Here is a 22,812-nt window from a genome sequence, read left to right on the forward strand (position 1 = left end):
CGAACTGGGCGGTCGCCGGAGGTGAAGGTTACCCCTTCACCCCCAGCTGACAAAAATTTTTTGGTTCTTTTTTATAAAAAAGAACAATGACTAACCCCGCGCCCGAGGCAGCAACCTGCGCACTTCCCTGGCCATCTCCGCCAGCACCACATCCGGCGCCGCGGTCTGTTCCACGATGCGCGCCTGCTGGTCCACCAGCACCTGGGTGATGCGCGCCGTGTTGCTGCCCGGGAAGGCATACCAGGGCGCCATGATGTTGGCCTGGCTGGTCGCCGCCTGGAACAGCGGGTTGGCGCGGTAGAAGTCGGCCAGGTAGCGCGGGTCGTCCACCGCCAGCTGGTTGACCGGCACATAGCCGCTGCTGCGCGCCATGATGGCGGTGCTCTCGGCGGAGGAGGAGAAGCGCAGGAACTTCCACGCCGCCTCGCGCTTCGCCGCGTCCTTCGCGATCAGCATGCCGGCGGCGCCGCCGGTGGGCAGGCGGCCCTTGGCGGCGTCGATCACGGGCATGGGGGCGGTGCGCAGTTCGAAGTTGCGGCCGACCTGCTGCTGGGTGCCGCGGATGGCGGCCGTGGTCCAGAAGAACATGCCCAGGCGCCCGGCGGCCAGCGCCTGCTGGGCGGCGTCACGCGTCAGGTTGGGCATGCCGCCCACCTTCACCATGTCACCCAGCAGCGTGAGGGAAGCGAGGCCCTCGGGGCCGTTGAAGGCGACGTCGCGCTCGTCCTCGGTCAGGTACTGCCCGCCATGGCCGAGCAGCAGGGAGGAGAACATCCACTCATCCTGCGTCCAGGCGTACCACATGCCCTCGATGCCGTTGCCCAGCGCCTTGATGCGGGCCGAGAGCGCGAGCACGCCGGGCCAGTCGGTCGGCATGGCATCGGGGTTGCCGCCGGCGCGGCGCACCAGGTCGGCGTTGTAGAACATCACGGGGGTGGAGGCCGCATAGGCCAGCCCCGCCTGGATACCGCCGAAATGCGCCAAGTTCAGCATGCGCTGGGAATAGCCCTGGGCGGCGTAGTCGCCCTCGGCGCGCAGCAGGGGCAGCACGTCCTGGGCGATGCCGCGCTCCGCGAACAGGCGCAGGCGGTTGAAGCCCTGGTAGGAGAGGTCGATGGTCTGGTTCGTCGCCTGCTGGCGCAGCACCAGCTGCATGCCCTCCACGTAGTTGGGCGTGGTGATCCAGTTGATGCGGATGTTGGGCTCGCGCTTCGCGAATTCGGCGGCGATCGCGTCGTAGCTTTCCTTGTAGATCACCGGCTGGGCGTAATGGACGGTGATCTCGGTCACGCCTTGGGCGCGGACCACGGCAGGCGCGGCGAGCGCCGCGCCGGAGGCGAGAAGGGTGCGGCGCTGCATCGGCTCAGCCCCGCGGGCGCGGCAGCAGGCGGCGCACTTCGCGGCCCATGTCGGCCAGCACCTGCTCCGGCGTCGCGGACTGCTCCACGATGCGGGCCTGCTGGTCCACCATGGTCTGCGTCACGCGCACGGAATTGGCACCCGGGAAGGCGTACCAGGGGATCATCAGCGAGGCCTGGCGGGTGGCGGCCTGGAACAGCGGGTTGGCGCGGTAGAACTCGCCCAGGTAGCGGTCCTGGTCGATGGCCAGCTGGTTGGTGGGCACATAGCCGGTGTTGCGGGCCATCAGCGCGGTGCCCTCGGCGCTGGTGGAGAAGCGGAGGAACTTCCAGGCGGCCTCGCGCTTGGCGGCGTCCTTCGTGATCAGCATGCCGGCGGCGCCGCCGGTGGGCAGGCGGCCGCGCTCGGCGTCGATGATGGGCATCGGGCCCGTGCGCAGCTCGAAGTTGCGGCCGACCTGCTGGATGGTGCCGCGCACGGCGGCGGTGGTCCAGAAGGTCATGCCCATGCGGCCGGCGGCGAAGGCCTGCTGGGCGGCGTCGCGCGTCAGGTTCGGCATGCCGCCTTCCTTGACCATGCGGTCCAGCAGCTTCAGCGCGTTCAGCCCCTCGGGACCGGTGAAGGCGACATCGCGCTCATCCTCGGTCAGCATGCGGCCGCCATAGCCGAACAGCAGGGCGGAAAACATCCAGTCGTCGCCGGGCCAGGAATACCACATGCCCTCGATGCCGTTGCCCAGCGCCTCGATCTTCTTCGCCAGCTCGATGATGCCGTCCCAGCTGGTGGGCATGGCATCGGGGTTGCCACCGGCGCGGCGCACCAGGTCCGCGTTGTAGTACATGATGGGGTTGGAGGCGGCGTAGGCTAGGCCCGCCTGCATGCCGCCGAAATGCGCCAGCGCCAGCATGTTGGGTGAATAGCCCTCGGCGGCATAATCGCCGCTTGCGCGCAGCATCGGCAGCAGGTCCTGCGCGATGCCGCGTTCCGCGAACAGGCGCAGGCGGTTGAACGCCTGGTAGGACAGGTCGATGGTCTGGTTCGTCGCCTGCTGGCGCAGCACCAGCTGCATGCCTTCCTCGTAGTTCGGCGTCGTCACCCAGTTGATGCGGATGTTGGGCTCACGCTTCGCGAATTCGGCGGCGATCGCGTCGTAGCTTTCCTTGTAGATCACCGGCTGGGCGTAATGGACGGTGATCTCGGTCACGCCTTGGGCGCGCAGCACGCGCGGGGCGAACAGGGCGGCCGTGGAGGCGGCCAGGGTGCGGCGGTCGATCATGATCAGCCTTTGAGTCCGGTGGTTGCGATGCCCTCGACGAAGCGTTTCTGGGCAAACAGGAAGGCGAGAAGCAGGGGCGCCGTCATGAGGACGGAGGCGGCCATGAGGGCGCCGAAATCGTCGCCCGCTTCCTCGGTGCGGAAGTGCAGCACGCCGAGCGCAGGCGTCGCGTGCTCATGGCCCGTGACGACGATCAGCGGCCAGAACAGGTCGTTCCAATGGGCCACCACGGAGAAGATCGCGAAGGCGGTGGCGGCCGGCCAGGCATTGGGCAGGATGATGCGCCAGACGATGGTGCCCTCTCGCATGCCGTCCAGGCGGGCGGCGTGGATGATCTCGTCGGGCAGCTGCTTGAAGAACTGGCGGAACAGGAAGATCGCGAAGACCGAGATGGTGGAAGGCACGATCAGCGCGGCGAAGGTGTCCAGCCAGCCGATGGAGGCAAGCCCGATATAGAGCGGCAGGGCGGGCACATGCGCGGGCACCAGCAGGCCGAGCATGACGAAGCCGAACACGAACTCACGCCCCGGAAAGCGCAGCTTGGCCAGCGCATAGCCCGCCGGGATGGCGAACAGCAGCTGGAAGAACAGGATCCCGCCGCACATGATCAGCCCGTTCAGCAGGTAGCGGGCGATATCGACCTCTCGCAGCACGCGGCCGTAGTTCTGGATGATGGCCCAGCTTTCCGGCAGCAGCGTCATGGAGGCGCGGAAGATCTCGTCCGTCTGCTTCACGGAGGCGGAGAGCATCCAGATGTAGGGGGCGAGGAACACCAGCCCCAGCACGGAGAGGATGAGAAGGCGCGGGACCTCGCGCCAGAAGGCACTCGCCTCGCGCGGGGCTGGGGTGCTGATGGCCGCGTCAGACATAATGCACCCGCTTGTCCAGCACCTTGGTCTGGATCCACATCAGCGCCAGCACGATCACCAGGAACACCAGGGTGATGGCGGCGGAATAGCCGAGGCGGAGGAAGGTGAAGCCCTCCGTGTACATGGTGTAGAGCAGCACCTCGCTGGCCTTGTTCGGGCCGCCGCGCGTCAGCACCGCCACCGTGTCGAACACCCGCACGGAACGGATCAGGCTGATGGTGACGACGAACAAAGTGGTCGGCCCCAGCAGGGGCCAGGTGACGAGGCGGAAGCGTTCCCAGCCGCTGCGCGCGCCGTCCACCTGGGCGGCCTCGCGCAGCTCCTTCGGGATGGCGGTCAGCCCCGCCATGAACAGCACCATGTTGAAGCCGGCACCTTCCCAGATGCCGATGGCCGACAGCGAGAGCATGACCGTGCCGCTGTCCGACAGCCAGTTGGGGCCGGTGAGCCCCACGGCGCGGATCATGGCGTTGATCGGGCCGATGGTGGGGTGCAGCAGGTATTGCCACGCCGAAGCCATGGCCACCGTCAGCGACACCACCGGCAGGAAGAACACGGCGCGGAAGAAGCCGCGCAGCGGCGCGCGGCTTTCGATCAGCAGCGCCAGCACCAGCCCCAGCAGCACGCTCACCGGGGCGACGATGCCGACGTACAGCAGCGTGTTGCGGAAGCTTTTCAGGAAGCCCTGGTCGTCCAGCAGCTCGTAGAAGTTTTCGAGGCCGATCCAGGATGGCGGGCCGGCGCCCAGCTCGAAATCGGTGAAGGCGAAGCCCACCGCCGCGAGCGTCGGCACCAGCAGCAGCAGGATGAAGGCAAGAGCGGCGGGCAGCGTCAGCAGCCAGCCGGTGGCGCTCTCACGCATGCTGCAAGGCCGCCGTGTGAGGGGTCAGCCGCTTGCCGTCGGCGCCGAACAGCACGGCGCGGAAGAAATCCACGTGCAGCACATCGCCGGGGGCGGCACGGGTGCCGGGCTCGGCGCGCAGCAGCAGCTCGGTCTCACCCAGGCGGGTGTGCAGCAGCAGGGATTCGCCCAGGTATTCGGTGTGGTTCACGCGCACCGGCCAGCCGGTGGAATCGATGCACAGCGCCTCTGGCCTGATGCCGAGCGTGACGGGGCCGCGCGCGCGGGTCGCCATTCCGGTGGCGCGGCCGGCCAGCATCACCATGCCGTCCTCCCGCACCTCGGCGGGCAGCAGGTTCATGCGCGGGCTGCCGATGAAGCCGGCCACGCGGATGTCGGCTGGGTTGTCGTAGATCTCGGCCGGCGGGGCCAGCTGCAGCAGTTCGCCGCCCTGCATCACGGCGATGCGGTCGGCCATGGTCAGGGCCTCGGCCTGGTCGTGCGTCACGTACAGGGTGGCGGCGCCGACGCGGCGATGCACCTCCACGATCTCTCGCCGCGTCGCCACGCGCAGCGCGGCGTCGAGGTTCGACAGCGGCTCATCGAGCAGGAACACATGCGGCTCACGCACGGTGGCCCGCGCGAGGGCCACGCGCTGGCGCTGCCCGCCCGAAAGCTGCCCGGGGCGGCGGCCCAGCAGCGGCGTCAGGCCCAGCGGGCCGGCCACGCGCTCCACATCCGCCTGGATGGCGCGGCGGCGGTCGCCGCTGAACAGCCCGCCGATGAAGGGCGCGCGCTGAAGCGCGGAAAGCCGCCGCATGGTCAGCGGCACGGCGATGTTCTCGGCCACCGTCAGGTGCGGGTACAGGGCATAGGACTGGAACACCATGGCCACGTCGCGCGCGCCGGGATGGGCGCGCGTCACGTCGCGGCCCTTGATGGTGACGCGACCGGCGTCGGGCGTCTCGATGCCCGCCACGATGCGCATCAGGGTGGATTTGCCGCAGCCCGAGGGGCCGAGCACGGCGACGAACTCGCCGGGTTCCACACGCAGGGACACGCCCTTCAGCACCGGGGTGGCACCGAAGCCCTTGCGGATATCCTCAACAACCAGGCCCGCCACGCGCACCCCCATTCCAGACGGGCGCGGCTTAGTCCCGACGGGTTCCACTGGCATGACGGGCGCGAGACGCTTCCATGACATCACTTGCGGTTTCGCGATGCACAGCGGCTGGGCTATGCAGCGCTCTCACCGACCGGAGTGGGAATGTGAGCGGCGCTATCGGCATGGCGTGGGGCAGCGTGGGCGTGGCCGTGGCGGTCTTCGCGCTGAAGCTGGTCGCCTGGCAGCTGACGGACAGCGTGGCGCTGTATGCCGACGCGCTGGAATCCATCGTCAACATCGCGGCCGCGCTGGCGGCCGTGGCCGCCGTGGGCTTCGCCGCGCGCCCGGCCGATGCCAACCACCCCTATGGCCACCACAAGGCCGAGTATTTCTCTGCCGTGCTGGAAGGCGGGCTGATCCTGACCGCCGCCATCCTGATCCTGCAGGAGGCCTGGGGCGCGTTCCAGGCCCCGCGCGGGCTGGAGCTGGGGCCGGCGGCGCTGGCGTTTTCCGCGGCGGCCAGCGCGCTGAACGGCATCTGGTGCTTCCTGCTGTTCCGGCGCGGGCGGCGCCTGCGCTCTCCCGCGCTGGTGGCCGATGCGAAGCATCTGCTGACCGACATCGTCAGCAGCGCGGGCGTGCTGGCGGGCATCATCGCCGCCGCCGCCACCGGGCTGAACTGGCTGGACCCCGCCCTGGCGGCGCTGACGGCGCTGAACATCCTGTGGTCCGGCGTGGGGCTGATCCGGGACAGCCTGGGCGCGCTGATGGACGAGGCGCCCCCGGGCGAGGAGCTGAACCGCATCCGCCAGGTGGTGGGCGAGAGCGCGGAGGGCGCGATCGAGGCGCATGACCTGCGGGTGCGCCGCGCCGGGCGCCGCACCTTCGTGGAGTTCCACCTGGTGGTGGATGCCGGCATGACGGTGGCCGCCGCCCATGTGATCTGCGACCGCATCGAGGCCGCGCTGCGCGCCGAGATCGGGGAGGCGCTGATCACCATTCATGTGGAGCCGGAGGGCAAGGCCAAGCACAGCGGCGTGCTGGTGCTCTGACCCAGCCCCGGCAGAAGCTGGAAAGCGTCCTCTCCCGGCCTCGGCGCCGGGTGGGGGTGGTCGGTGCCTCGCTGCTGCTGCATGCGGTGGCGCTGGCGGGGCTGCTGTGGTGGCACCTGACCCGGCCCGCGCCGCGCCTGCCGGATGTGCAGGCGGAACTGTATTGGGAACAGCCCGACCAGGCCTCCCTGGCCGGGGAACCGGCCACGCCGGGCGGCCCCGCCCTCTCCGGCCGAGGAGGAAGGGCCGCGCGGCCCCAACACCCAGGAAAGCCCCGCCGGCCCGCGCGGCGGCGCCACGGCCACCGGCGCCACGCGCGGGCCGGGACTGGACCCCGAGTTCCGCAACATGGCGCCGCCCTATCCCATCGGCTCGCGGGAGCGGGGGGAGCAGGGCGTGGTGTCGCTGCTGCTGAACATCGGCACGGACGGGCGCATCATCACCCTGGAGGTCACGCGCGGGTCGGGCTATCCGGCGCTGGACGAGGCCGCGCGGCGCACGGTGGCGCAGTGGCGCTTCCGGCCCGCCATGGACCGCGGCATGCCCGTGCCGTCGCAGGTCAACACGAATGTCCGCTTCTCATTGAACTGAGGAAACCCATGGTCAGACTGGATGTGATCACCACCCGCGGCGGCGACGGGGGCCAGACCTCGTTGGGGGATGGCAGCCGCGTGCGCAAGGACGCGCTGCGGGTGGAGGCCTTCGGCACGGTGGACGAAGCCAACGCCGCGATCGGCGTGCTGCGCCTGCATGCGGGCGCCGAGGCCGACCCGATGCTGGCGCGCATCCAGAACGACCTGTTCGACCTGGGCGCCGACCTGTGCGTGCCGGGCACGGGGGGCGACAGGCTTCGCGTCTCGGAAAGCCAGTCGCTGCGGCTGGAACAGGAGCTGGCCGCGATGAACGCCGTGATCGCGCCGCTGCGCAGCTTCGTGCTGCCTGGCGGCAGCGCGGGGGCGGCGCATGCCCATGTGGCGCGCACTGTGGTGCGGCGGGCGGAGCGCCTGGTGGTGGCGCTGGCGGCCGTGGAGGAGGTTAACCCTGATGCGGTTAAGTACCTGAACCGGCTGTCGGACCACCTGTTCGTGCTAGGGCGGAAGCTGAACGATGACGGGCGGAAGGATGTGGCTTGGGTGCCGGGTGGGGAGCGCTGACGGGCGCTGGCAGCATGTCAGGGGCGCTGCCCCGGCCTTACCCCCAGCTCTCCACCGCCGGCCCCAGCGCCGCGTTCTTGGCACTCGGGTGCCCCGGGTTCCGGAACCGCAGCTCCCCGTTCGGCGCCGCATCCGGCACCCCGAACAGCTCGGCGCGGGAGGCGCAGGTGATGGCCACCACCGAGCGTGCCGGGGCCTCGGTCAGGAAGCGCCGCGCGGTGCCTTCCAGTTCCAGGCTGTCGCGCAGGGCGCGCCATTCGGCGCGGTCCAGGTCCTCGATGAAGGTGCTGAGAATACCGGGGCGCTCGCCGGAGAGGCGGGCCGCGTGCTCGGCCAGGCGGGTTTTCACCGCCAGGGCGATGTCGTTGCTGCGGCTGGCGCGGGCGGCCATGACGAAGACGCTGCCGCTGGCGTTGTCCGCGGTCACGGCCAGATGCGCCTCATGCCCGAATTGCTGGCGCAGGGCCGCGGGCAGCCCGGCCTGGGCGCCGGCGATCAGCAGCGGGTCCAGCTTCAGCATCGCCTCGCCGCTGCTGTCCTGGCGCTTCTGGCTGGCCAGCATCGCGCTGATGCGGCCGTGCAGGCCGCCCACCGGCGCGCCGTCCGGCAGCGTGACCTTCAGGATGTAGCGGCCGGGATGGGCGGCCAGCCAGGTCTGCAGTTCCGGGCTGATCTGGTCCATCAGCTGGAACCAGGCGCCCTTCTGCAAGGGGCGGCCTTCCTCGGCAGAGACGGTGGCGCAGGCGATCTCGGCCGAGACGCCCTCACGCTCGATCGTCAGGTCCCAGGGGGTGCCGTGCAGCAGCCCGTCGAAGCGCACGTCGAAGCCCTGGGCGCGGGCGCGCGCGGCGGTGCGGGCCAGGTGGAACAGCGGGATCAGCGTGGCCTCACCCTGCAGGCCCGCGCGCAGCTGGCGGCGCAGGCGGCAGCGCGGGGCATCGGGCAGGGAACGCGCGAGGGCCGTCAGCTCCTGGGTGAAGCCCAGCAGCAGGCGCTCGGGCGCGCCGGCCTTCCGCAGCCGGGCGGGGTCCGCCATCCGGTGCAGCATCAGCTCCGCCGCGTGGCGCTGCTGCGCGGCGCGGCCGGTATAGCCCGCCTGGCGGCTGATGGCGGACAGGCGCTGGCCCCAGGCCTCGTCCCCGCCGGACAGGCTCAGGAACTCGCGCAGCGACGAGGCATCCATCCCGTCGATGGACGTCGAATCCAGCATGGAGAGAGGTTCCGCGTGTGGAAGGAGATCGGAAGGGGCGCCCAACTTCACGCCCCGTCAAGGACTTGAAAACCGGGTCTGGTTATCCTACCGCGTTGGTCCTGATTGGGAAGAGGCACATGCTGTCCTTTGATTCCGTGCTGTCGGCGATCGACACGGTGGGGATGGTGGCATTCGCCATCTCCGGCGCGCTGGCGGCGGCGCGGCAACGGATGGATGTGGTGGGCTTCGTGCTGATCGCGGTCATCACGGGGCTGGGCGGCGGCACGCTGCGCGACCTGCTGCTGGGGCGGCTGCCGCTGTTCTGGCTGCGCGCGCCGGAGCTGCTGGCCATCATCGCCATCGCGGCGGTGGCGGTGTTCGTGGCGGCACCCCGCTTCCGCATGGGCGAACGCCTGCTGGTCTGGGCCGATGCGCTGGGCATGGCGCTGTATGCGGTGCTGGGGGCGGAAATCGCGCTGCTGGCGGGTGCCGACCCCTGGGCCGCCATGCTGCTGGGCGTGGTCACGGCCAGCTTCGGCGGCATCCTGCGCGATGTGGTGTGCAACGAGGTGCCGCTGCTGCTGACGCGGGAGATCTATCTGCTGGCCGCGCTGGCCGGGGCGGCGTGCTTCGTGTCCCTGCGGTTGACCGGCGTGTGGCGGGATCATGCGGTGGTGGCGGGCATGGTGGTGGCCTTCGGCATCAGGGCTGCGGCGATCCGCTTCGGCTGGTCCCTGCCGCCGTATCGCGAACGATAAAAAACCGGCCCCCCTGACGAGGGGCCGGTTCCGTTGGGGGCGAACCCCACCGGGTCCATGGCACCTGGCGGGGGCTGGCCCCCCGCTGGTTACCCGCGGAGACCAGCGGCGGGCACCCAGATGGTCCGGTCACGGCCGCCCTGGTTCTGCACCACGGGCACCTGGCCCGCGATGCCCTGCTGGGCTTCGGTCGCACCGATATAGCTGATCACCGGCCGGCCCTCGTCCACGCCGGAGATGACGGCCACGCCGCCACCCACGATGTTGCCGCGCTGCGCATCGCTGTAGGCGACATGCTGGCTGGCGAAGTCACCGGTCAGGCGGGGGGCTTCCTCCGCGAAGGCAGCGGTGCTGGTCAGAAGGGCCGCGACGGCGGCGATGGCGATCTTGTTCATGGCTCTGGTCTCTCTTGTCTCTGTCTGGAAGGCGGCGCCTTGCCGCCCTCTCGGTGACGCAGAGATGCGCCGTTCCGCGGCGCTTTCCCAATCAAGCCTCGGCATCGGCATCATACGCGGGGGTTATGGAACTTTTGCGGTTCCCTTCGCGAAGGCACCCCTCTATCGTTTCGCACAACGATACGAATGATGGAGGAACTCATGCGTTTGCCCCGCCGCGCGCTGCTGGCTGCGCCCTTGGCTACCCCGGCCTTCGCCCAGGCGCCCTGGCAGCCGGACCGGCCCATTCGTGTCGTCGTTCCCCTGGCGCCCGGCGGCGCCACCGATGTCTGGGCCAGGCTGTGCCTGGACCCCGTCTCCGAAATCCTGCGCGTGCCCATCGTCATCGAGAACCGCTCCGGCGCCGGCACCATGATCGGGTCCGACGTGGTGGCGAAGGCGGCCCCCGACGGCCATACCCTGCTGTTCACCCTGACCACGCTGGTGCAGGCCCCCATCGTGCTGGGCAACGCCCCCTATGACGCCGTGCGGGACTTCACGCCCATCGGCATGATGGGCACCACCGTGCTGGTGTTCATGGCGCGCTCCAACCTCGGGCCGCGCACCATGCCCGAATTCATCGACTTCGCCCGCGCACGGGCACGCGCCGGGCGCGGGCTGGCCCTCGGCTCCTACGCCGCGGGCTCCACCGGCCATGTCTTCGGCCTGCTGATCAACGAAAAGCTGAACCTGGGCATGACCCATGTGGCCTATCGCGGCGAAGCCCCCATGGTCACGGCCTATCTGGGCGGCGAACTCGACTGCGGCCTCAACAGCCTGACCATCTGCCGCGAGCACGTGAACGCCGGCAAGCTGATCCCGCTGGCGGCCCTGGGCGATACCCGCCCCGCCAGCATGCCCAACGTGCCCACCTTCGTGGAACACGGGGCCGATATCGGGCGCGGCTGGTCGGGCTTCGTGGGGCTGCTGGGGCCCGCCCGCATGCCGCCCCATATCCTGGCCCGGCTGGAAGATGCCTTCCGCCAGTCCATGGCGCGCGAGAACGTCCGCAACCGCCTGGCCCAGCTGGATACCGAAGTGATCTGGCAAGGCAGCCAGGAATTCGGCCAGACCGTCGTGCGGTCCCGCGATATGTGGGCGGAACTCACCCGCGGGGTGGATCTCCAGCTCTGAGCACGGCCAGCATCGCCTCCAACTCCTCCGCCGAGAGCCGGCCGATCCGCTCCGCCAGCAGATTGGCCAGCTCCGTCGCCTCGGGGCTGAGGCCGGCCGTGTCCAGCGTCACCTTCGGGTGCGACACGCCAGCCAACCGGCCCATCTCATCGCCCTCATCCCAGATCAGGCCGAAAAACTCATTCACCTGATGCACCAACCCGGCCGAGGGCCGGCCGCGATGCCCGTGCTCCAACGCCGACAGATACGCCGACGACACCTGCAACGCCCGCGCCAGCTCCGCCAAGGTCACCCCCCGCTCCTGCCGCAACGCCCGCAGCTTCCGGCCGAATGGGGTCATGGGGGTGGTTCCCGGCGGCACGGGCGACACGAGAGGGGCTTTGCCCCCCTCGCGCTCCCCCCACCAAAGGCCGAAGGGCCTTTGGAAACCGGGGGCTGAAAGTCTGGGGAAGGGGCACCGGGCGCGCTTCGGCCCGGCGCGCCTTCGCTGCCCCTTCCCCAGACTTTCAGAAAACCAGATGGGGTCCAGGGGCCTTTCGGCTCCTGGCGGGAGAGCGCGAGAGGGCAGAGCCCTCTCGCATCCACCGCGCCGTCCGGTGCCGCCCTCATGCCTTCATCCGCCGCAGCAGCAGGGTGACGCTGCCGGTGTTGGTCTGGCTGGGGTGGGCGGCGGCCAGGATGTGGTGGCGCAGTTGGGGGTGGTTCAGCCAGTGGGGCAGTTCGCGTTTCAGGATACCGCCGTCGGGCCCGCCCTTGCCGGTGATGATGGCGACGACGCGGATGCCGTCGGCCAGGGCGTTCAGCAGGAAGCGGTGGACCAGGGCGTGGGCGTCCTGGGCGAAGCGTCCGTGCAGGTCCAGCGTGCGTTCGGCGCGGGTGCGGCCGCGTGTCAGGTCGCGCCAGCGTTTGCGGTCGATGCCGGGCGCGGGCAGGCCGACGGAGAGCGCGGCCGGCGCCGCGGGTTTCGGGCGTGGGGCAGGGGCGGGGTCTGCCGGTGCGGGCGCGGCCGGGGGCGGAGCCGGCGGCAGGGCCGGGCGGCGGCGGCCGGGCAGGGGGGTGATGGCCTGCGCGAAGACGGCCCAGAGGTTGCGGTCATCCTCCGAGAGCGGCTTCGGCCCTGAGGCGCGCCGCCGGGGAGCGGGTTCCGGGCGCCGGGTCATGGCGATGCGGGTTCCGCCAGGCGCAGTTCCAGCCCCACCAGGGTGCCGGGGCCAGGCACCCGCACTTCCTGTGCGCCGGGCAGGACCGGCAGTTCCAGCACCCCGGCCTGCATGGTCAGCACCAGCGTGCCGGCGCCGGGTGCCGCGAAGCGCAGGGGTGCGTCCTTGCCGGACAGGCGCGTGCCGTGGCTGCCGGGATGTTCCCAGCCTTCCAGCAGCATGGCGCGCAGGGGGTGGATGAAGGGGTCGGCGTCGGTGGCCGGATGGATGCGCAGGAAGCGCCCGGCGGGCAGGGCCGGATAGTCCGGGATCGGGTGGGAAGAGGGCGGGATGGCCTCGGCGGCCGTGATCATGGCGGCGGCCACTTCCGGCCAGTCGCGCGGGCGGAAGCCCTGGGCGATGCGGGCCTCGGCCTGTGCCAGGAAGGCCCGGTCGGTCAGCAGGCGGCGGAACAGCGGCAGGGCGGCGGGCAGGTCATCGGGGTCGATGTAGAGAGCGTATTCGCCGCCGACCTCGGGCAGGGAGCCACGGTCGGAGGCGACGCACAGCTTGCCGCGCGCCAGGCTTTCGCCCACCGGCAGGCCCCAGCCCTCCATCAGGGAGGGAAAGACGGTGAACAGGCAGGCGCCGTACAGCGTGTCGATCTCGGCATCCGAGAGGTAGGAGATGGGGCGCACCAGCCCGCCGGCGGCGCGGGTCTCGGCCATGGCGGCGTCGAATTCGCCCTTCTGCCAGCCGGGCTTGCCGGCCAGGACCAGGGGCGGGGGGGCCAGCCCTTCCTGGCGCAGGGCTTCCCACAGCCGCACCAGGAAGGCGTGGTTCTTGCGGCCTTCCAGCGTGCCCACCGACAGCACGAAGGGCTTGCCGCGCAGCTGGCGGATCGCGGGGGTCCAGTGCGGGGCGGGCGGGGCGGCGCACAGGCCGTGCGCCAGCGGCACGGCCGTGACCGGCAGGGCGGGCCTGTCGTGTTCGGCCAGATTGTCCTGCACGCTTTGGCGCGAGTGCTCGCTGATGGCCAGGAAGCCGTCGGCGAAGTGGGTCAGCTCGGCCCAGGCCAGGTGGAACTCCTCGACCAGCGCGGCGGAGCAGAAGCGCGGCAGCGTCAGCGGGATCAGGTCATACACCAGCACGACGAAGCGCATGCCCTGCCGGCGGGTGGCGGCCCAGAGGGGCAGGTTGCCGCCATGCAGCCAGAAGGCGCCGCTGCACAGCAGCACCGCGCCGGGAACCGGGGCCGCGAGTGCCGCGCCCGTCACGGCCAGGGACAGCGCCCGGGCCATGGCGGGGCTGGCGCCCTGCCCGGCTTCGGCCAGGCGCAGCACCTCGCGCAGCGGCTCCCTCGGGATGGCCCACAGGCCGGGGTGCCAGGGCCGGGTCATGACACAGGCCAGCCGGTCGGGCGCAGCCAGCGCGTGGCGGGCCATTTCCAGCTGCACCCGCTGAATGCCCGAGACCGTGCGGTTGTGCATCAGATAGGCCAGGATGTCGGAGACATCGATCCAGCAGCGCGCCTGGCCCACCCCGGCATCGGGGGCGGGGTCGCTGCCCGGCAGCAGCAGGGCCGTGGCCTCTCGCCGGGCCGCTTCGGCCATGGGCGACCCTGCGGGGGCCATGGCGGCGACATGGGTGAAGCTGTCCAGCGCCTCACGCACGCGGCCTTCCAGCTTGAGCAGATGCGCGCGCTGGAGGGGGATGAACGCATCGGCCGGGTCGAGGGAGGCGGCATGGGCATAGGCGTCCAGCGCCTCGGTCCGCCGGCCCAGCTCCTTCAGGCAATGGCCCAGCATGACCCAGCCCATGGCGTGGTCGGGGCGTTGCTTCAGGTATTCCTCATACAGGCCCAGCGCCGCGCCGTAGCGTTCGGCGCGGCGTGCCGTATCGGCCCTGGCGCGCAGCGCAAAGCTGCGCCAGCGCCACGGCTTGCGGGCCAGAAAACCGCGGAGAAGCCGCCGGAGGTTCAAACCTGCTCGGGCGCCAGGGTCAGCGCCGTCAGTGTCCAGGCGGCGGCACCGTCCTTGGGCGGTTCCGCGAACAGGGGCAGCGCGTTGGGGGTGCGGATATTGGCCTCAAGCCCGGCCTCCGCGCGGAAGGCGCGCCACAGGGCGCCATGCGCCACCACCAGCACCGGGCCCGGCAGGGCGGTGGCGCGGTTGATGGCCGCCACCGTGCGGTCGCGCAGGGCCTGGAAGCTCTCGCCGCCCGGGGGCGTCATCAGCCCGTCGGTCCAGTCCTGGTACCAGTCGCCCATCGGCAGGCCTTCCTGCTCACCGAAGCCCACTTCCTGCAGGTCGATGTCGGTCGAGACCGGCAGTTTCAGCGTGGCCGCCACCGTCTGCGCCGTGACCAGCGCGCGCGACAGCGGGGAGGCCACGATGGTGCGGATGGTGATGGGCGCCAAAGTGCGCGCGGCGCGGTCGGCCTGGGCGCGGCCTACGGCGTTGAGGGGAATGTCCGTCCTGCCCTGCGAACGGCCCTCGGCGTTCCAGTCGGTCTCGCCATGGCGCAGGAACCAGAAGGGGATGGGGTTGAGGCGCATGGGGGCTCCGGTCCAGTCTCAGCCCCCGGTGTAGAGCAGTTGGCGCTTGAGGTCATGATGGCACGCGGTACGGGCTGGAACTGGGTATTGCCCCTGATGGCGGCGCTGCTGGCGGCGCAGGCGGCGGTGCAGCTGGCCATGGGCCGGGTGCTGATCTGCACCTGCGGCACCATCGAGCTGTGGCACGGGGAGGTGAACTCCTCGGGCAATTCGCAGCATCTGAGCGACTGGTACACGCCGTCGCACATCGTGCACGGCTTTCTGTTCTATGGCGCGCTGTGGCTGCTGATGGGCCGGCGCGTGGGCGTGGCACCCCGCGCGCTGCTGGCCACGCTGGTGGAGGTGGCGTGGGAGGTGGTCGAGAACACCCCCATGGTCATCAACCGCTATCGCGAGGCGACGATGGCGCTGGGCTATACCGGCGACAGCGTGGTGAATTCGCTGGCCGATGTGGTCGCGATGTGGCTGGGCTTCGCGCTGGCGCGCCGGTTGCCGGTGTGGCTGTCGGTCGCGACCGTGCTGGGGCTGGAACTGCTGGCGCTGTGGGCGATCCGGGACAATCTGACGCTGAACGTGCTGATGCTGCTGTGGCCGGTGGATGCCGTCAGGCAGTGGCAGGCGGGGTGATCAGCGCTTCCTGACGAATTCCGTCCGCAGCACCAGGCCCTTGATGGTGTCGTGCCTGCAGTCGATTTCCTCGGGGTTGTCCGTCAGCCGGATGGAGCGGATGACCGTGCCCTGCTTCAGCGTCTGGTTGGCGCCCTTCACCTTCAGATCCTTGATGAGGGTCACCGCATCCCCATCCGCCAGCACATTGCCCGAGGCATCGCGCACCTGGACCACGGCGGCGGCCGCGACCTCGGCGGCGGGGCGCCATTCGCCGGTCGCTTCATCGAACACGTAGTCGTCGTCGCCGGACATCTGGTTCACTCTCGCAATGAATGGCGGCTTGTCCCAGCCGGGCGGCCGGGGCGCAAGGGGGTCAGCCCCGCCTGGCCTGGAAGAAGGTCTTTTCGCCGGTGACGAAGCCCGCGCGCTCATAGAAGCGCAGGGTTGAGGCCTGCTTCGACCCGGTGGCCAGCATCACCTTGTAGCAGCCCTGTTCCCAGGCGGTGTCGAGTGCGGCGGCCAGCACGGCCTGGCCCAGGCCCTGGCGGCGGTAATCGGCGTGGGTCACCACATTCTCGATCAGCGCATAGGGGCGGGCGCCGCGCGTCAGGTTCGGGATGATGACCAGCGTGCAGGAGCTGACGGGCATGCCGTCGCGCTCCGCGATCAGCAGCCGGATCAGCGGCGAGGCCAGGAGGGCGGCCCAGGCGGCCTCGGCCGCCGCGTTGTCGGGCACCGGGTCCTCGGCGTTCAGGTGGCGGTACAGCGCCCGCATGCCGTCCAGGTCGGAGGGGGCGGCCCGGCGGATCATCAGGCGTTGCGCCAGTTCCGGCTCGTGCTCTTGTAGTCCAGCGTCTCGAACAGGCGCAGTTCAGGCCAGTCGATGCGGATGTCGAGGTCGGGCGTGCGGCCTGCCTCCAGCATGTCCATTGCGTGGCCGGTCACGGCGCGGGTCAGGCTGGTGGGGCCCACATCCTCATGCGGGTCCACGGACCGGCCGGCCGCGACCGATTCCAGCGCGTTCATGATGGCCATCTCCAGCGCCAGCTTCAGCAGGGGGTGGGCGCGGGTGCCGAACAGGGGCGTGGTGTTGAAGTAATAGCCGACATAGGGCGCGTCCGGGCGGTCGCGCAGGGTGTCGCGCACCGGCAGCATGGTCAGCCCCTCATGCGCCAGGGGCATCAGCGCGAGGGGCGCACCGAACAGCAGCTCGGCGCCGGTCTCGCCCGGGGCCAGGCGGTCGTCGGCATCCACATACAGCCCGCCGCCGTGATAGAGCGCGGCCAGGCGCAGCAGGTCGGATTTGGAGGCGGGATGCGGGCAGGCATCGAAGGCCTGCAGCATCTGGGGCGGGTAGATCTCCGCCATGAAGGCGCGGGCCGATGCCTCGGAGAAACGCTGGATGGGCAGGCCGGTGGCGCGCCAGGATTCCATGCATTCCAGCACGTCGGGCGGTGGGGTCTCGTCGTCCCAGAACTGCACGATGCGGGCGGGGCGGAAGCGCGCGGGCAGGCCATAGGCCATGCGCCACGCGATCAGCGCCCGGCTGACGCGATGCACCGCGCCCAGGCTGTAGCGGCGGTCACCCACCGCGCGCTGGGCGTTCAGCGCCTGCAACGTCTGTGCCCTGGAGGCACCCGGCAGGAAATCTGTCCAGTCGAGGGCTGACATGGTCACGCTGGATAGACCGGATCGGCGCCGAACGAAATCGCCTGCACTAATGAACTACTTACGGTAGCGACGCGGCCCTTCGCCCCTGGGTTCCGCCCTGGAGGCGGCGCGCGGCGGATAGCCGCCCTCGCTGCGCGGACGCTGGCGGTACTCCGGGCGGGGGCCGGAATGCGGGGCGCGCGGCAGCGCGTCCATCGGCTCCACCAGCACATCGGCGTCCTTGCCGTCACCCTTGCGGGCGGCCTCCGCGAAGCGCTGGGCGACCTGGGCGGAGACCTCGAACTGCGTCTCGTTGCCCAGGATGCGGATGCGCCCGATCATGTCGCGCGTCACGTGGCCGCGGCGGCACAGGAAGGGCAGCAGCCACTTCGGGTCGGCACCGTCCTGGCGGCCCACATTGGTGTGGAACCACACGGCGTTCGGGTTGTCCTCGCGGCGCATCGCGCGCTCGGGCCGGGCGGCGTTGGGGGAGACGTCGGCCAGTTCCTCGGGCGCCGGCAGCGGGCCGCGCAGCAGCTTGATCAGGGCGGCGGCCAGCGCGTCACGCGGGGCATCGATGAAGCCCGCGATCGCCACGTCGTTTTCCTCGGCCGGGGTTTCCAGCAGGGTCTTGGCTTCCTCGACCAGGCGCTCATTGTCGCGGCCGCGCACGGCCTCGGCATCGGGCGCGGGGCCCCATTCGGCCTGGACGCGGGCGGCGGCCAGCAGGCGCTCCGCGATCCGGCGCTTGTTCACGGGCACCAGCATCATGGAAACGCCCTTGCGGCCCGCGCGGCCGGTGCGGCCGGAACGGTGCTGCAGGGTCTCGGGGTCACGCGGCAGGTCGGCGTGGATGACGAGGCCGAGCTCCGGCAGGTCGATGCCGCGGGCGGCCACGTCGGTGGCGACGCACACCTTGGCGCGGCCGTCGCGCAGCATCTGCAGCGCGCGGTTGCGCTCGGCCTGGCTCATCTCACCGGACAGGGCCACGGCCGGGAAGCCGCGCTCGGCCAGCGAGGAGGACAGGCGCGCGACTTCCGCGCGGGTGGCGCAGAACACCATCGCCAGGCGCGGGTTCTCGAAGCGCAGCGCGTTCACCACCGCGCGCTCGCTGTCCTGCGGGGCGATCAGGGCGGCGCGGTAGGTGATGTCGCCGTGCTGCTCGTTGGCGGAGTTCACCTCGAGCCGCAGCGCGTCCTTCTGATAGGACTTGGCCAGCTGCGCGATGGGGCGCGGCACGGTGGCGCTGAACATCAGGGTGCGGCGCTCAGGCGGCGCGGCGTCCAGGATCGCCTCCAGCTCCTCACGGAAGCCGAGGTCGAGCATCTCGTCCGCTTCGTCCAGCACGACGGCGCGCAGGCCCTCGGTGGGCAGGTTGCCGCGCTCGATATGGTCGCGGACGCGGCCGGGGGTGCCGACCACGATGTGCACGCCGTGCTGGAAGGCGCGGCGTTCCGTCATCGGGTCCATGCCGCCCACGGCGCCGCCGACGCGGCCGCCGGCCTCGGCATACAGCCAGGTCAGTTCGGTGCGGACCTGCAGGGCCAGCTCACGGGTGGGGGCGATGACGAGGGCGAGCGGCGCGCCGGCGGGCGGCAGGCGCGTGGCATCGCCCAGCAGGTTCGCCGCGATGGCGACGCCGAAGGCGACCGTCTTGCCCGAGCCGGTGCGGGCGGAGACCAGCAGGTCGCGGTCGGTCGGCGCCTCCAGCACGGCGGACTGGACGGGGGTGGGCGTGTAACCGCGCGCGGTCAGGGCCGCCGCAAGCGGCGCAGGCAGACGGGAGAAAGGCATGGCGCGGGCTTTTGGGCAGTTAACCCCCGAGGGTCAAACGCAAAACCCGCGCGGCAGGGGCGCATCTGCGGGGGGACTACTGCCCCCGCGTCAGACCCGCGCGCAGCGTCTTGCCTTCCTCGCTTTCCGGATCGATCAAACCTTCCCGCAGGAACAGATCGATCAGTACGAGATTCACGTTGAACTTGATGTTGTCTTGCTCCCGCAGGCATTCCAGCAGCCGGGCGGCGGGCCACAGCTCGAAGCGCTCCACCTCGTCGTCATTGGGGCGGGGGATGAAATCTTCGGGAAGATCCAGGTCGAACACATGCAGGATGTCGCGGCGCATGCCCTCGGGCGCGTCCAGCATGTAGTCCAGCCGGGCGGTGGGGCGCACGGTGTCGAGCAGGGAAGCGTGCATGCCCGCTTCCTCCTCGGCTTCCTTGATGAGGCAGGCGAGCGGCGCGTAGCCGGCGGGGATGCCGCCCGCCACGACATTGTCCAGCTGGCCGGGGGCCACGGCCTTGGTGGTGGAGCGCACGCCCACCCAGATGTGCAGCCCGTCCGCGCGGCGGACCAGCCCGTTCAGGTGCACGCCCTGGCCGATGACGCCGAAGGCCGGGATGGCACCGCGGTCCAGCGCGGCCAGGCTCTCGGCGCGCGCATCGGGGCGGACATCGAACAATTCCCGCCGGATGCGCAAGAAGCGGCGCGGCGCCAGGGCGGCGGCGACGGCGGCAAGGGCGGCGGTGCGGGCCTCAGGCGTGGTCAGCGCGGGCGAGAGGTCGGCGCCGGTCTCGGACACCGCGAAGGTCTCGGGAAATTCGCGCAGCGCCTGGTGCAGGGCGGGCTGCACCCAGCCGACATTCCGCCCTGCGATGCGCCATGGCAGGCGGGGGGCGAAGTCACGCAGGTTGTTGCAGGCTTCGATGTGGCGGATCAGGGCAGGCATGGGCACCCTTATGGGTGCGGCGAGGCGGGGCCTCAATCCCTGGGCAGGTGGAAAGAGTAGATGTTCTTTTTTGGAAAAAAGAACCAAAAAACTTTTGGGAATTTAAGGGGGTGATGGAGGCCGGGGGGCGCCTTCATCATCAGGGTACCAAATAGAAAAGTCTTTTTGCTTCTTTTTCTTCAGAAAAAGAAGATTTCTATTCCCTGCCCGGCCGCGTTGCCGGGGCCTGCGTCACCGGCAGGGCCGGCACCGATGGATTGCCGGCCACCGTCTGCGAACCGGTGCTGACAGGCACCGGGGAAATACTGAGCCAGGTGGCCAGAAGCGTCGGCCAGAGCGTGCCCGAGGCGACCATCTTTTCCACTCCCGTTGCGGTGAAGGGGAGTTAGCCCGCGAAGTGTGGCAGCGGTTTGACCGGCTTGTGTCGAAAGATTACCCCGGATGCCTAAACGTGCTGGCCGCCATTGATGTGGATCTCGGCGCCGTTGATGTAGCTGCTCTGGCCCGAGCACAGGAACAGGATGGTCTGCGCCACCTCCGTGGCCTCGCCCAGCCGCTTCATCGGGATCTGCTCCTCCACGATCTTCTCGGTGCCGGGGGACAGGATGGAGGTGTCGATCTCACCAGGGGCGATGGCGTTCACGCGCACGCCGTGCGGGCCGAATTCATGTGCCATTTCCCGCGTCAGCGCGGCCAGCGCCGCCTTGGAACAGGCATAGGCCGCCCCCGCGAAGGGATGCACGCGCGAACCCACGATGCTGGTCACGTTCACGACCGAGGCCTGGGCCAGCTTCAATTCCCGGAACAGCCCGCGCGCCAGCAGCGCCGTGCTGAACAGGTTCACGTTGAACACCGAGGTCCAGAGGTCGTGGTCGCTGTCCAGCACGCCCAGCCGCGACCCGCCCGGCCCCTTGGGGGAGATGCCGGCATTGTTCACCAGCGCATGCAGCTTGCCGTCCGGCAGGCGGTTGCGCACGACATCGACCAGCGAGGCCACGTCCTGCGGGTTTTCCAGATCGGCCTGCAGGTGGCTGTCGCGGGCCTCGGGCCAGCGGCATTCCTCGGAAAACGGCTGGCGGGAAACGGTGAGGATGCGCCAGCCCGCGGCCTGGAACACCTTGACCGTGGCATGGCCGATGCCCCGGCTGGCGCCGGTCAGCAGCATGGTCTTCCGATAGCCGCTCATGCCGGCAATACCCCTTGCTGACGCAGGAAGCCCAGCACCGCCAGCATGGGCAGGCCGAGAATGCTGCTGTGTTCGCCCTCGATGCGGTCGAAAAGCTGGATGCCCGGCCCCTCGAGCCGATAGGCGCCGACGCTGGAGAGCACCGCCTCGCCTTCCAGTGCCAGATATTCCTCGATGAAGGTTTCGGACAGCGGGCGCACCCAGAGTTTCGGGCTGTCCAGATGCGTCCAGATGCGGCTGCCGCCCCGGAAGGCCACGATGCCGTTCACCAGCCGGTGCCGCTTGCCCGACAGCGCGCGCAGATGGGCGGCGGCGCCGGCCATGTCCGCCGGCTTGTCGAACCAGCTGCCCTCGCATTCCAGGATCTGGTCGGCGCCCAGCACCAGCGCCTCGGGCCGACGGCGGGAGATACGCTCGGCCTTGGCATCGGCCAGCAGCACGGCGGCGTCCTCGGGGCTGTATTCCTCGGCGCGGGCGGCGGCCTTCAGCGCGTCCTCATCCACATGGGCGGCCTCCGCCGTGAAGCGCAGGCCGGCGGCCGCGAGCAGGCCGCGCCGGGCGGAGGACTGGCTGGCCAGGACCAGCGGCGGAAATTCAGCCTGCGGCATCGGGGCGGCCGAGCACGATAGCGGCGGGGTCCTCGGGCGCGTGGTCCGTGTGGTTGCCGCGTTTCTTATGCCACAGCTCCATCTGCTGCATGATGGTCGCGGCCGTTTCCTCGATGCTGCGGCGGGTCACGTCGATGACGGGCCAGCCGCGCTGGGCGCAGAGGCGGCGGGCGGCGATGATCTCGGCCTTCACCGCTTCCTCGTTCACGTAATCCGTCTCGCCCTGGCGCACGCCGCCGGTGCCGATGATCTTGAGGCGCGTGCGGCGGATGTCGATCAGGGATTTCGGGTCGATGGTCAGGCCCACCACCGGGCAGGGGGGGTCGTCCAGTTCCCCGGGGATGGCGGCGCCGGGCACCAGCGGCACGTTGGCCGCCTTCACGCCGCGATTGGCCAGATAGAAGCAGGTGGGCGTCTTGCTGCTGCGGGACACGCCCACCAGCACGACATCGGCATTGGCGATGCCGGTCAGGCCCTGGCCGTCATCATGCGCCAATACATAGTGCATGGCGTCGATGCGGCGGAAATAGTCGGCGTCCATCACATGCTGGGCGGCGCGCTTCTGCCGGGCGGGCATGCCGATCGCATGGGTCAGCATGTCCTCCACCGGGTCCAGCACCGAGACGCACTGGATATCCAGCCGGTGGCAGGTTTCCTCCAGCGCGGCGCGCAGGGAACGGTCCACCAGGGTGAACATGACGGGGCCGGGCTCGGCCTCCAGCCCCTCCAGCACCTGGTCCAGGTTCATGCGGGAGCGCACGAGCGACCAGCGGTGATGGATGACATGCGGGTTGTCGAACCGCGACAGCACGGCGCGCGCGATGGAGTTCAGCGTCTCTCCCGTGCTGTCGGACACCAGGTGCAGGTTGATGCTGCGGTTCACCATGGGGAATTCCGTGAATGGTGTGGAAAAGCGGGGATGGAATCACCCCGCCCGGCACGCCGCCGGGAGTCCTGGGCATCCATTGCACAGTTTGATAACCCGGGCGGCGGCGCCGAGGGAAAATGTGGATGATGTGGACAGCTTGCGCCAGCCCAGGGGAATCCTCGATGTTCGCGACGTGAACAAAACGGACATCCCTGATGGCGGAACGCGGATGAGTGGGGTTTCACATAATCCACAGCACCACCACCAACCCAACTCTTTCTAGATTCTCTTTATTG

The 22,812-nt window shown here is 70.1% G+C and carries 25 protein-coding genes; 6 read left to right on the top strand and 19 right to left on the bottom strand.

Going from position 1 to position 22,812, the window contains the following annotated elements:
* Window positions 1-90 precede the first annotated feature (90 nt).
* Genes EOD42_RS04895 through EOD42_RS04915 form a run of 5 tightly spaced genes read right to left on the bottom strand, consistent with a single transcriptional unit; the run spans window position 91 to window position 5,468 of the window.
* Complete coding sequence (locus tag EOD42_RS04895) at window positions 91-1,359, bottom strand: ABC transporter substrate-binding protein (protein ID WP_127786325.1); 1,269 nt, start codon at window positions 1,357-1,359, stop codon at window positions 91-93.
* 4 nt (window positions 1,360-1,363) lie between these two features.
* The gene (locus EOD42_RS04900) at window positions 1,364-2,635 is read right to left on the bottom strand and encodes an ABC transporter substrate-binding protein (protein ID WP_127786326.1); all 1,272 of its coding nucleotides are present in this window, start codon (window positions 2,633-2,635) and stop codon (window positions 1,364-1,366) included.
* A 2-nt stretch (window positions 2,636-2,637) separates the two neighbouring features.
* Window positions 2,638-3,504: a carbohydrate ABC transporter permease gene (locus EOD42_RS04905; protein WP_127786327.1), complete on the bottom strand. Its 867-nt coding sequence runs from the start codon at window positions 3,502-3,504 to the stop codon at window positions 2,638-2,640.
* Entirely contained in the window at window positions 3,497-4,366 is an 870-nt protein-coding gene (locus tag EOD42_RS04910) for a carbohydrate ABC transporter permease (protein ID WP_127786328.1), read from the bottom strand. Before EOD42_RS04910 ends, EOD42_RS04905 begins: the two co-directional genes overlap by 8 nt.
* Window positions 4,359-5,468, bottom strand: a complete 1,110-nt coding sequence (locus tag EOD42_RS04915) for an ABC transporter ATP-binding protein (RefSeq protein WP_127786329.1) — start codon at window positions 5,466-5,468, stop codon at window positions 4,359-4,361. The genes EOD42_RS04910 and EOD42_RS04915 overlap by 8 nt, the downstream gene beginning before the upstream one ends.
* Before the next feature lie 146 nt (window positions 5,469-5,614).
* On the opposite strand from EOD42_RS04915, the gene EOD42_RS04920 reads away from it, so the two are divergent.
* The 3 genes from EOD42_RS04920 to EOD42_RS04930 all read left to right on the top strand — a co-directional run bounded on the left by EOD42_RS04920 (window position 5,615) and on the right by EOD42_RS04930 (window position 7,656).
* Window positions 5,615-6,502 carry a cation diffusion facilitator family transporter gene (locus tag EOD42_RS04920; RefSeq protein WP_276318126.1) on the top strand — a complete coding sequence of 296 codons (888 nt, stop codon included), beginning with the start codon at window positions 5,615-5,617 and terminating at the stop codon, window positions 6,500-6,502.
* Between the two features lie 348 nt (window positions 6,503-6,850).
* Complete coding sequence (locus tag EOD42_RS25815; RefSeq protein ID WP_164867788.1) at window positions 6,851-7,093, top strand: energy transducer TonB; 243 nt, start codon at window positions 6,851-6,853, stop codon at window positions 7,091-7,093.
* Between the two features lie 8 nt (window positions 7,094-7,101).
* Window positions 7,102-7,656 carry a cob(I)yrinic acid a,c-diamide adenosyltransferase gene (locus tag EOD42_RS04930; RefSeq protein WP_127786332.1) on the top strand — a complete coding sequence of 185 codons (555 nt, stop codon included), beginning with the start codon at window positions 7,102-7,104 and terminating at the stop codon, window positions 7,654-7,656.
* A gap of 37 nt (window positions 7,657-7,693) precedes the next feature.
* Here EOD42_RS04930 and EOD42_RS04935 read toward each other — a convergent pair whose 3' ends face one another.
* A complete protein-coding gene (locus EOD42_RS04935) occupies window positions 7,694-8,866 on the bottom strand; it encodes a hypothetical protein (protein WP_127786333.1) in 1,173 nt (390 codons plus the stop codon).
* Window positions 8,867-8,985: 119 nt separating this feature from the next.
* On the opposite strand from EOD42_RS04935, the gene EOD42_RS04940 reads away from it, so the two are divergent.
* The gene (locus tag EOD42_RS04940) at window positions 8,986-9,606 is read left to right on the top strand and encodes a trimeric intracellular cation channel family protein (RefSeq protein WP_127786334.1); all 621 of its coding nucleotides are present in this window, start codon (window positions 8,986-8,988) and stop codon (window positions 9,604-9,606) included.
* Window positions 9,607-9,695: 89 nt separating this feature from the next.
* Here EOD42_RS04940 and EOD42_RS04945 read toward each other — a convergent pair whose 3' ends face one another.
* Entirely contained in the window at window positions 9,696-10,001 is a 306-nt protein-coding gene (locus EOD42_RS04945) for a hypothetical protein (RefSeq protein WP_127786335.1), read from the bottom strand.
* Between the two features lie 201 nt (window positions 10,002-10,202).
* Between EOD42_RS04945 and EOD42_RS04950 the strand changes: the two genes are divergently transcribed.
* A complete protein-coding gene (locus tag EOD42_RS04950) occupies window positions 10,203-11,174 on the top strand; it encodes a Bug family tripartite tricarboxylate transporter substrate binding protein (protein ID WP_164867789.1) in 972 nt (323 codons plus the stop codon).
* Here the strand turns inward: EOD42_RS04950 and EOD42_RS04955 are convergent.
* From EOD42_RS04955 to EOD42_RS04970, 4 genes are all read right to left on the bottom strand, one after another.
* On the bottom strand, window positions 11,146-11,514 hold the full coding sequence (locus EOD42_RS04955) for a helix-turn-helix domain-containing protein (protein ID WP_127786337.1): 369 nt from the start codon (window positions 11,512-11,514) through the stop codon (window positions 11,146-11,148). The two genes, EOD42_RS04950 and EOD42_RS04955, sit on opposite strands and share 29 nt — an antisense overlap.
* Window positions 11,515-11,779: 265 nt before the next feature.
* Complete coding sequence (locus EOD42_RS04960; RefSeq protein ID WP_127786338.1) at window positions 11,780-12,334, bottom strand: Smr/MutS family protein; 555 nt, start codon at window positions 12,332-12,334, stop codon at window positions 11,780-11,782.
* A complete protein-coding gene (locus EOD42_RS04965; RefSeq protein WP_127786339.1) occupies window positions 12,331-14,295 on the bottom strand; it encodes a glycosyltransferase family 4 protein in 1,965 nt (654 codons plus the stop codon). Before EOD42_RS04965 ends, EOD42_RS04960 begins: the two co-directional genes overlap by 4 nt.
* Window positions 14,292-14,870, bottom strand: coding sequence for a histidine phosphatase family protein (locus tag EOD42_RS04970; RefSeq protein WP_127786340.1), 579 nt, complete (start codon window positions 14,868-14,870; stop codon window positions 14,292-14,294). Before EOD42_RS04970 ends, EOD42_RS04965 begins: the two co-directional genes overlap by 4 nt.
* 54 nt (window positions 14,871-14,924) lie before the next feature.
* On the opposite strand from EOD42_RS04970, the gene EOD42_RS04975 reads away from it, so the two are divergent.
* Complete coding sequence (locus tag EOD42_RS04975) at window positions 14,925-15,497, top strand: DUF2585 domain-containing protein (protein WP_127786341.1); 573 nt, start codon at window positions 14,925-14,927, stop codon at window positions 15,495-15,497.
* Here EOD42_RS04975 and EOD42_RS04980 read toward each other — a convergent pair whose 3' ends face one another.
* The 8 genes from EOD42_RS04980 to EOD42_RS05015 form a co-directional block, all read right to left on the bottom strand.
* Window positions 15,498-15,791, bottom strand: coding sequence for an alkylphosphonate utilization protein (locus EOD42_RS04980; protein WP_127786590.1), 294 nt, complete (start codon window positions 15,789-15,791; stop codon window positions 15,498-15,500).
* A 61-nt stretch (window positions 15,792-15,852) separates the two neighbouring features.
* On the bottom strand, window positions 15,853-16,290 hold the full coding sequence (locus EOD42_RS04985; protein ID WP_127786342.1) for a GNAT family N-acetyltransferase: 438 nt from the start codon (window positions 16,288-16,290) through the stop codon (window positions 15,853-15,855).
* Entirely contained in the window at window positions 16,290-17,150 is an 861-nt protein-coding gene (locus EOD42_RS04990; RefSeq protein ID WP_127786343.1) for a glycosyltransferase family 32 protein, read from the bottom strand. Before EOD42_RS04990 ends, EOD42_RS04985 begins: the two co-directional genes overlap by 1 nt.
* A 54-nt stretch (window positions 17,151-17,204) precedes the next feature.
* Window positions 17,205-18,923: a DEAD/DEAH box helicase gene (locus EOD42_RS04995; protein WP_127786344.1), complete on the bottom strand. Its 1,719-nt coding sequence runs from the start codon at window positions 18,921-18,923 to the stop codon at window positions 17,205-17,207.
* A 76-nt stretch (window positions 18,924-18,999) separates the two neighbouring features.
* Window positions 19,000-19,854 (bottom strand): NUDIX hydrolase, encoded by an 855-nt coding sequence (locus EOD42_RS05000; protein ID WP_127786345.1) that lies wholly within the window; start codon window positions 19,852-19,854, stop codon window positions 19,000-19,002.
* 445 nt (window positions 19,855-20,299) lie between these two features.
* Window positions 20,300-21,040, bottom strand: a complete 741-nt coding sequence (locus EOD42_RS05005) for an SDR family NAD(P)-dependent oxidoreductase (protein ID WP_206020237.1) — start codon at window positions 21,038-21,040, stop codon at window positions 20,300-20,302.
* Window positions 21,037-21,648, bottom strand: a complete 612-nt coding sequence (locus EOD42_RS05010) for a Maf family protein (protein WP_127786346.1) — start codon at window positions 21,646-21,648, stop codon at window positions 21,037-21,039. Before EOD42_RS05010 ends, EOD42_RS05005 begins: the two co-directional genes overlap by 4 nt.
* Window positions 21,635-22,534, bottom strand: coding sequence for a pyruvate, water dikinase regulatory protein (locus EOD42_RS05015; protein ID WP_127786347.1), 900 nt, complete (start codon window positions 22,532-22,534; stop codon window positions 21,635-21,637). Before EOD42_RS05015 ends, EOD42_RS05010 begins: the two co-directional genes overlap by 14 nt.
* Between the last annotated feature and the right edge of the window lie 278 nt (window positions 22,535-22,812).

The organism is Rhodovarius crocodyli (genome assembly GCF_004005855.1).
In the GTDB taxonomy this organism is placed as follows: Bacteria; Pseudomonadota; Alphaproteobacteria; order Acetobacterales; family Acetobacteraceae; genus Rhodovarius; species Rhodovarius crocodyli.

Coding starts and splice junctions, on each gene's coding strand:
- EOD42_RS04895 (WP_127786325.1), bottom strand. CDS start 1,359: ATGCAGCGCCGCACCCTTCTCGCCTCCGGCGCGGCGCTCGCCGCGCCT.
- EOD42_RS04900 (WP_127786326.1), bottom strand. CDS start 2,635: ATGATCGACCGCCGCACCCTGGCCGCCTCCACGGCCGCCCTGTTCGCC.
- EOD42_RS04905 (WP_127786327.1), bottom strand. CDS start 3,504: ATGTCTGACGCGGCCATCAGCACCCCAGCCCCGCGCGAGGCGAGTGCC.
- EOD42_RS04910 (WP_127786328.1), bottom strand. CDS start 4,366: ATGCGTGAGAGCGCCACCGGCTGGCTGCTGACGCTGCCCGCCGCTCTT.
- EOD42_RS25815 (WP_164867788.1), top strand. CDS start 6,851: ATGGCGCCGCCCTATCCCATCGGCTCGCGGGAGCGGGGGGAGCAGGGC.
- EOD42_RS04930 (WP_127786332.1), top strand. CDS start 7,102: ATGGTCAGACTGGATGTGATCACCACCCGCGGCGGCGACGGGGGCCAG.
- EOD42_RS04935 (WP_127786333.1), bottom strand. CDS start 8,866: ATGCTGGATTCGACGTCCATCGACGGGATGGATGCCTCGTCGCTGCGC.
- EOD42_RS04940 (WP_127786334.1), top strand. CDS start 8,986: ATGCTGTCCTTTGATTCCGTGCTGTCGGCGATCGACACGGTGGGGATG.
- EOD42_RS04945 (WP_127786335.1), bottom strand. CDS start 10,001: ATGAACAAGATCGCCATCGCCGCCGTCGCGGCCCTTCTGACCAGCACC.
- EOD42_RS04950 (WP_164867789.1), top strand. CDS start 10,203: ATGCGTTTGCCCCGCCGCGCGCTGCTGGCTGCGCCCTTGGCTACCCCG.
- EOD42_RS04955 (WP_127786337.1), bottom strand. CDS start 11,514: ATGACCCCATTCGGCCGGAAGCTGCGGGCGTTGCGGCAGGAGCGGGGG.
- EOD42_RS04960 (WP_127786338.1), bottom strand. CDS start 12,334: ATGACCCGGCGCCCGGAACCCGCTCCCCGGCGGCGCGCCTCAGGGCCG.
- EOD42_RS04970 (WP_127786340.1), bottom strand. CDS start 14,870: ATGCGCCTCAACCCCATCCCCTTCTGGTTCCTGCGCCATGGCGAGACC.
- EOD42_RS04975 (WP_127786341.1), top strand. CDS start 14,925: ATGATGGCACGCGGTACGGGCTGGAACTGGGTATTGCCCCTGATGGCG.
- EOD42_RS04980 (WP_127786590.1), bottom strand. CDS start 15,791: ATGTCCGGCGACGACGACTACGTGTTCGATGAAGCGACCGGCGAATGG.
- EOD42_RS04985 (WP_127786342.1), bottom strand. CDS start 16,290: ATGATCCGCCGGGCCGCCCCCTCCGACCTGGACGGCATGCGGGCGCTG.
- EOD42_RS04990 (WP_127786343.1), bottom strand. CDS start 17,150: ATGTCAGCCCTCGACTGGACAGATTTCCTGCCGGGTGCCTCCAGGGCA.
- EOD42_RS04995 (WP_127786344.1), bottom strand. CDS start 18,923: ATGCCTTTCTCCCGTCTGCCTGCGCCGCTTGCGGCGGCCCTGACCGCG.
- EOD42_RS05000 (WP_127786345.1), bottom strand. CDS start 19,854: ATGCCTGCCCTGATCCGCCACATCGAAGCCTGCAACAACCTGCGTGAC.
- EOD42_RS05005 (WP_206020237.1), bottom strand. CDS start 21,040: ATGAGCGGCTATCGGAAGACCATGCTGCTGACCGGCGCCAGCCGGGGC.
- EOD42_RS05010 (WP_127786346.1), bottom strand. CDS start 21,648: ATGCCGCAGGCTGAATTTCCGCCGCTGGTCCTGGCCAGCCAGTCCTCC.
- EOD42_RS05015 (WP_127786347.1), bottom strand. CDS start 22,534: ATGGTGAACCGCAGCATCAACCTGCACCTGGTGTCCGACAGCACGGGA.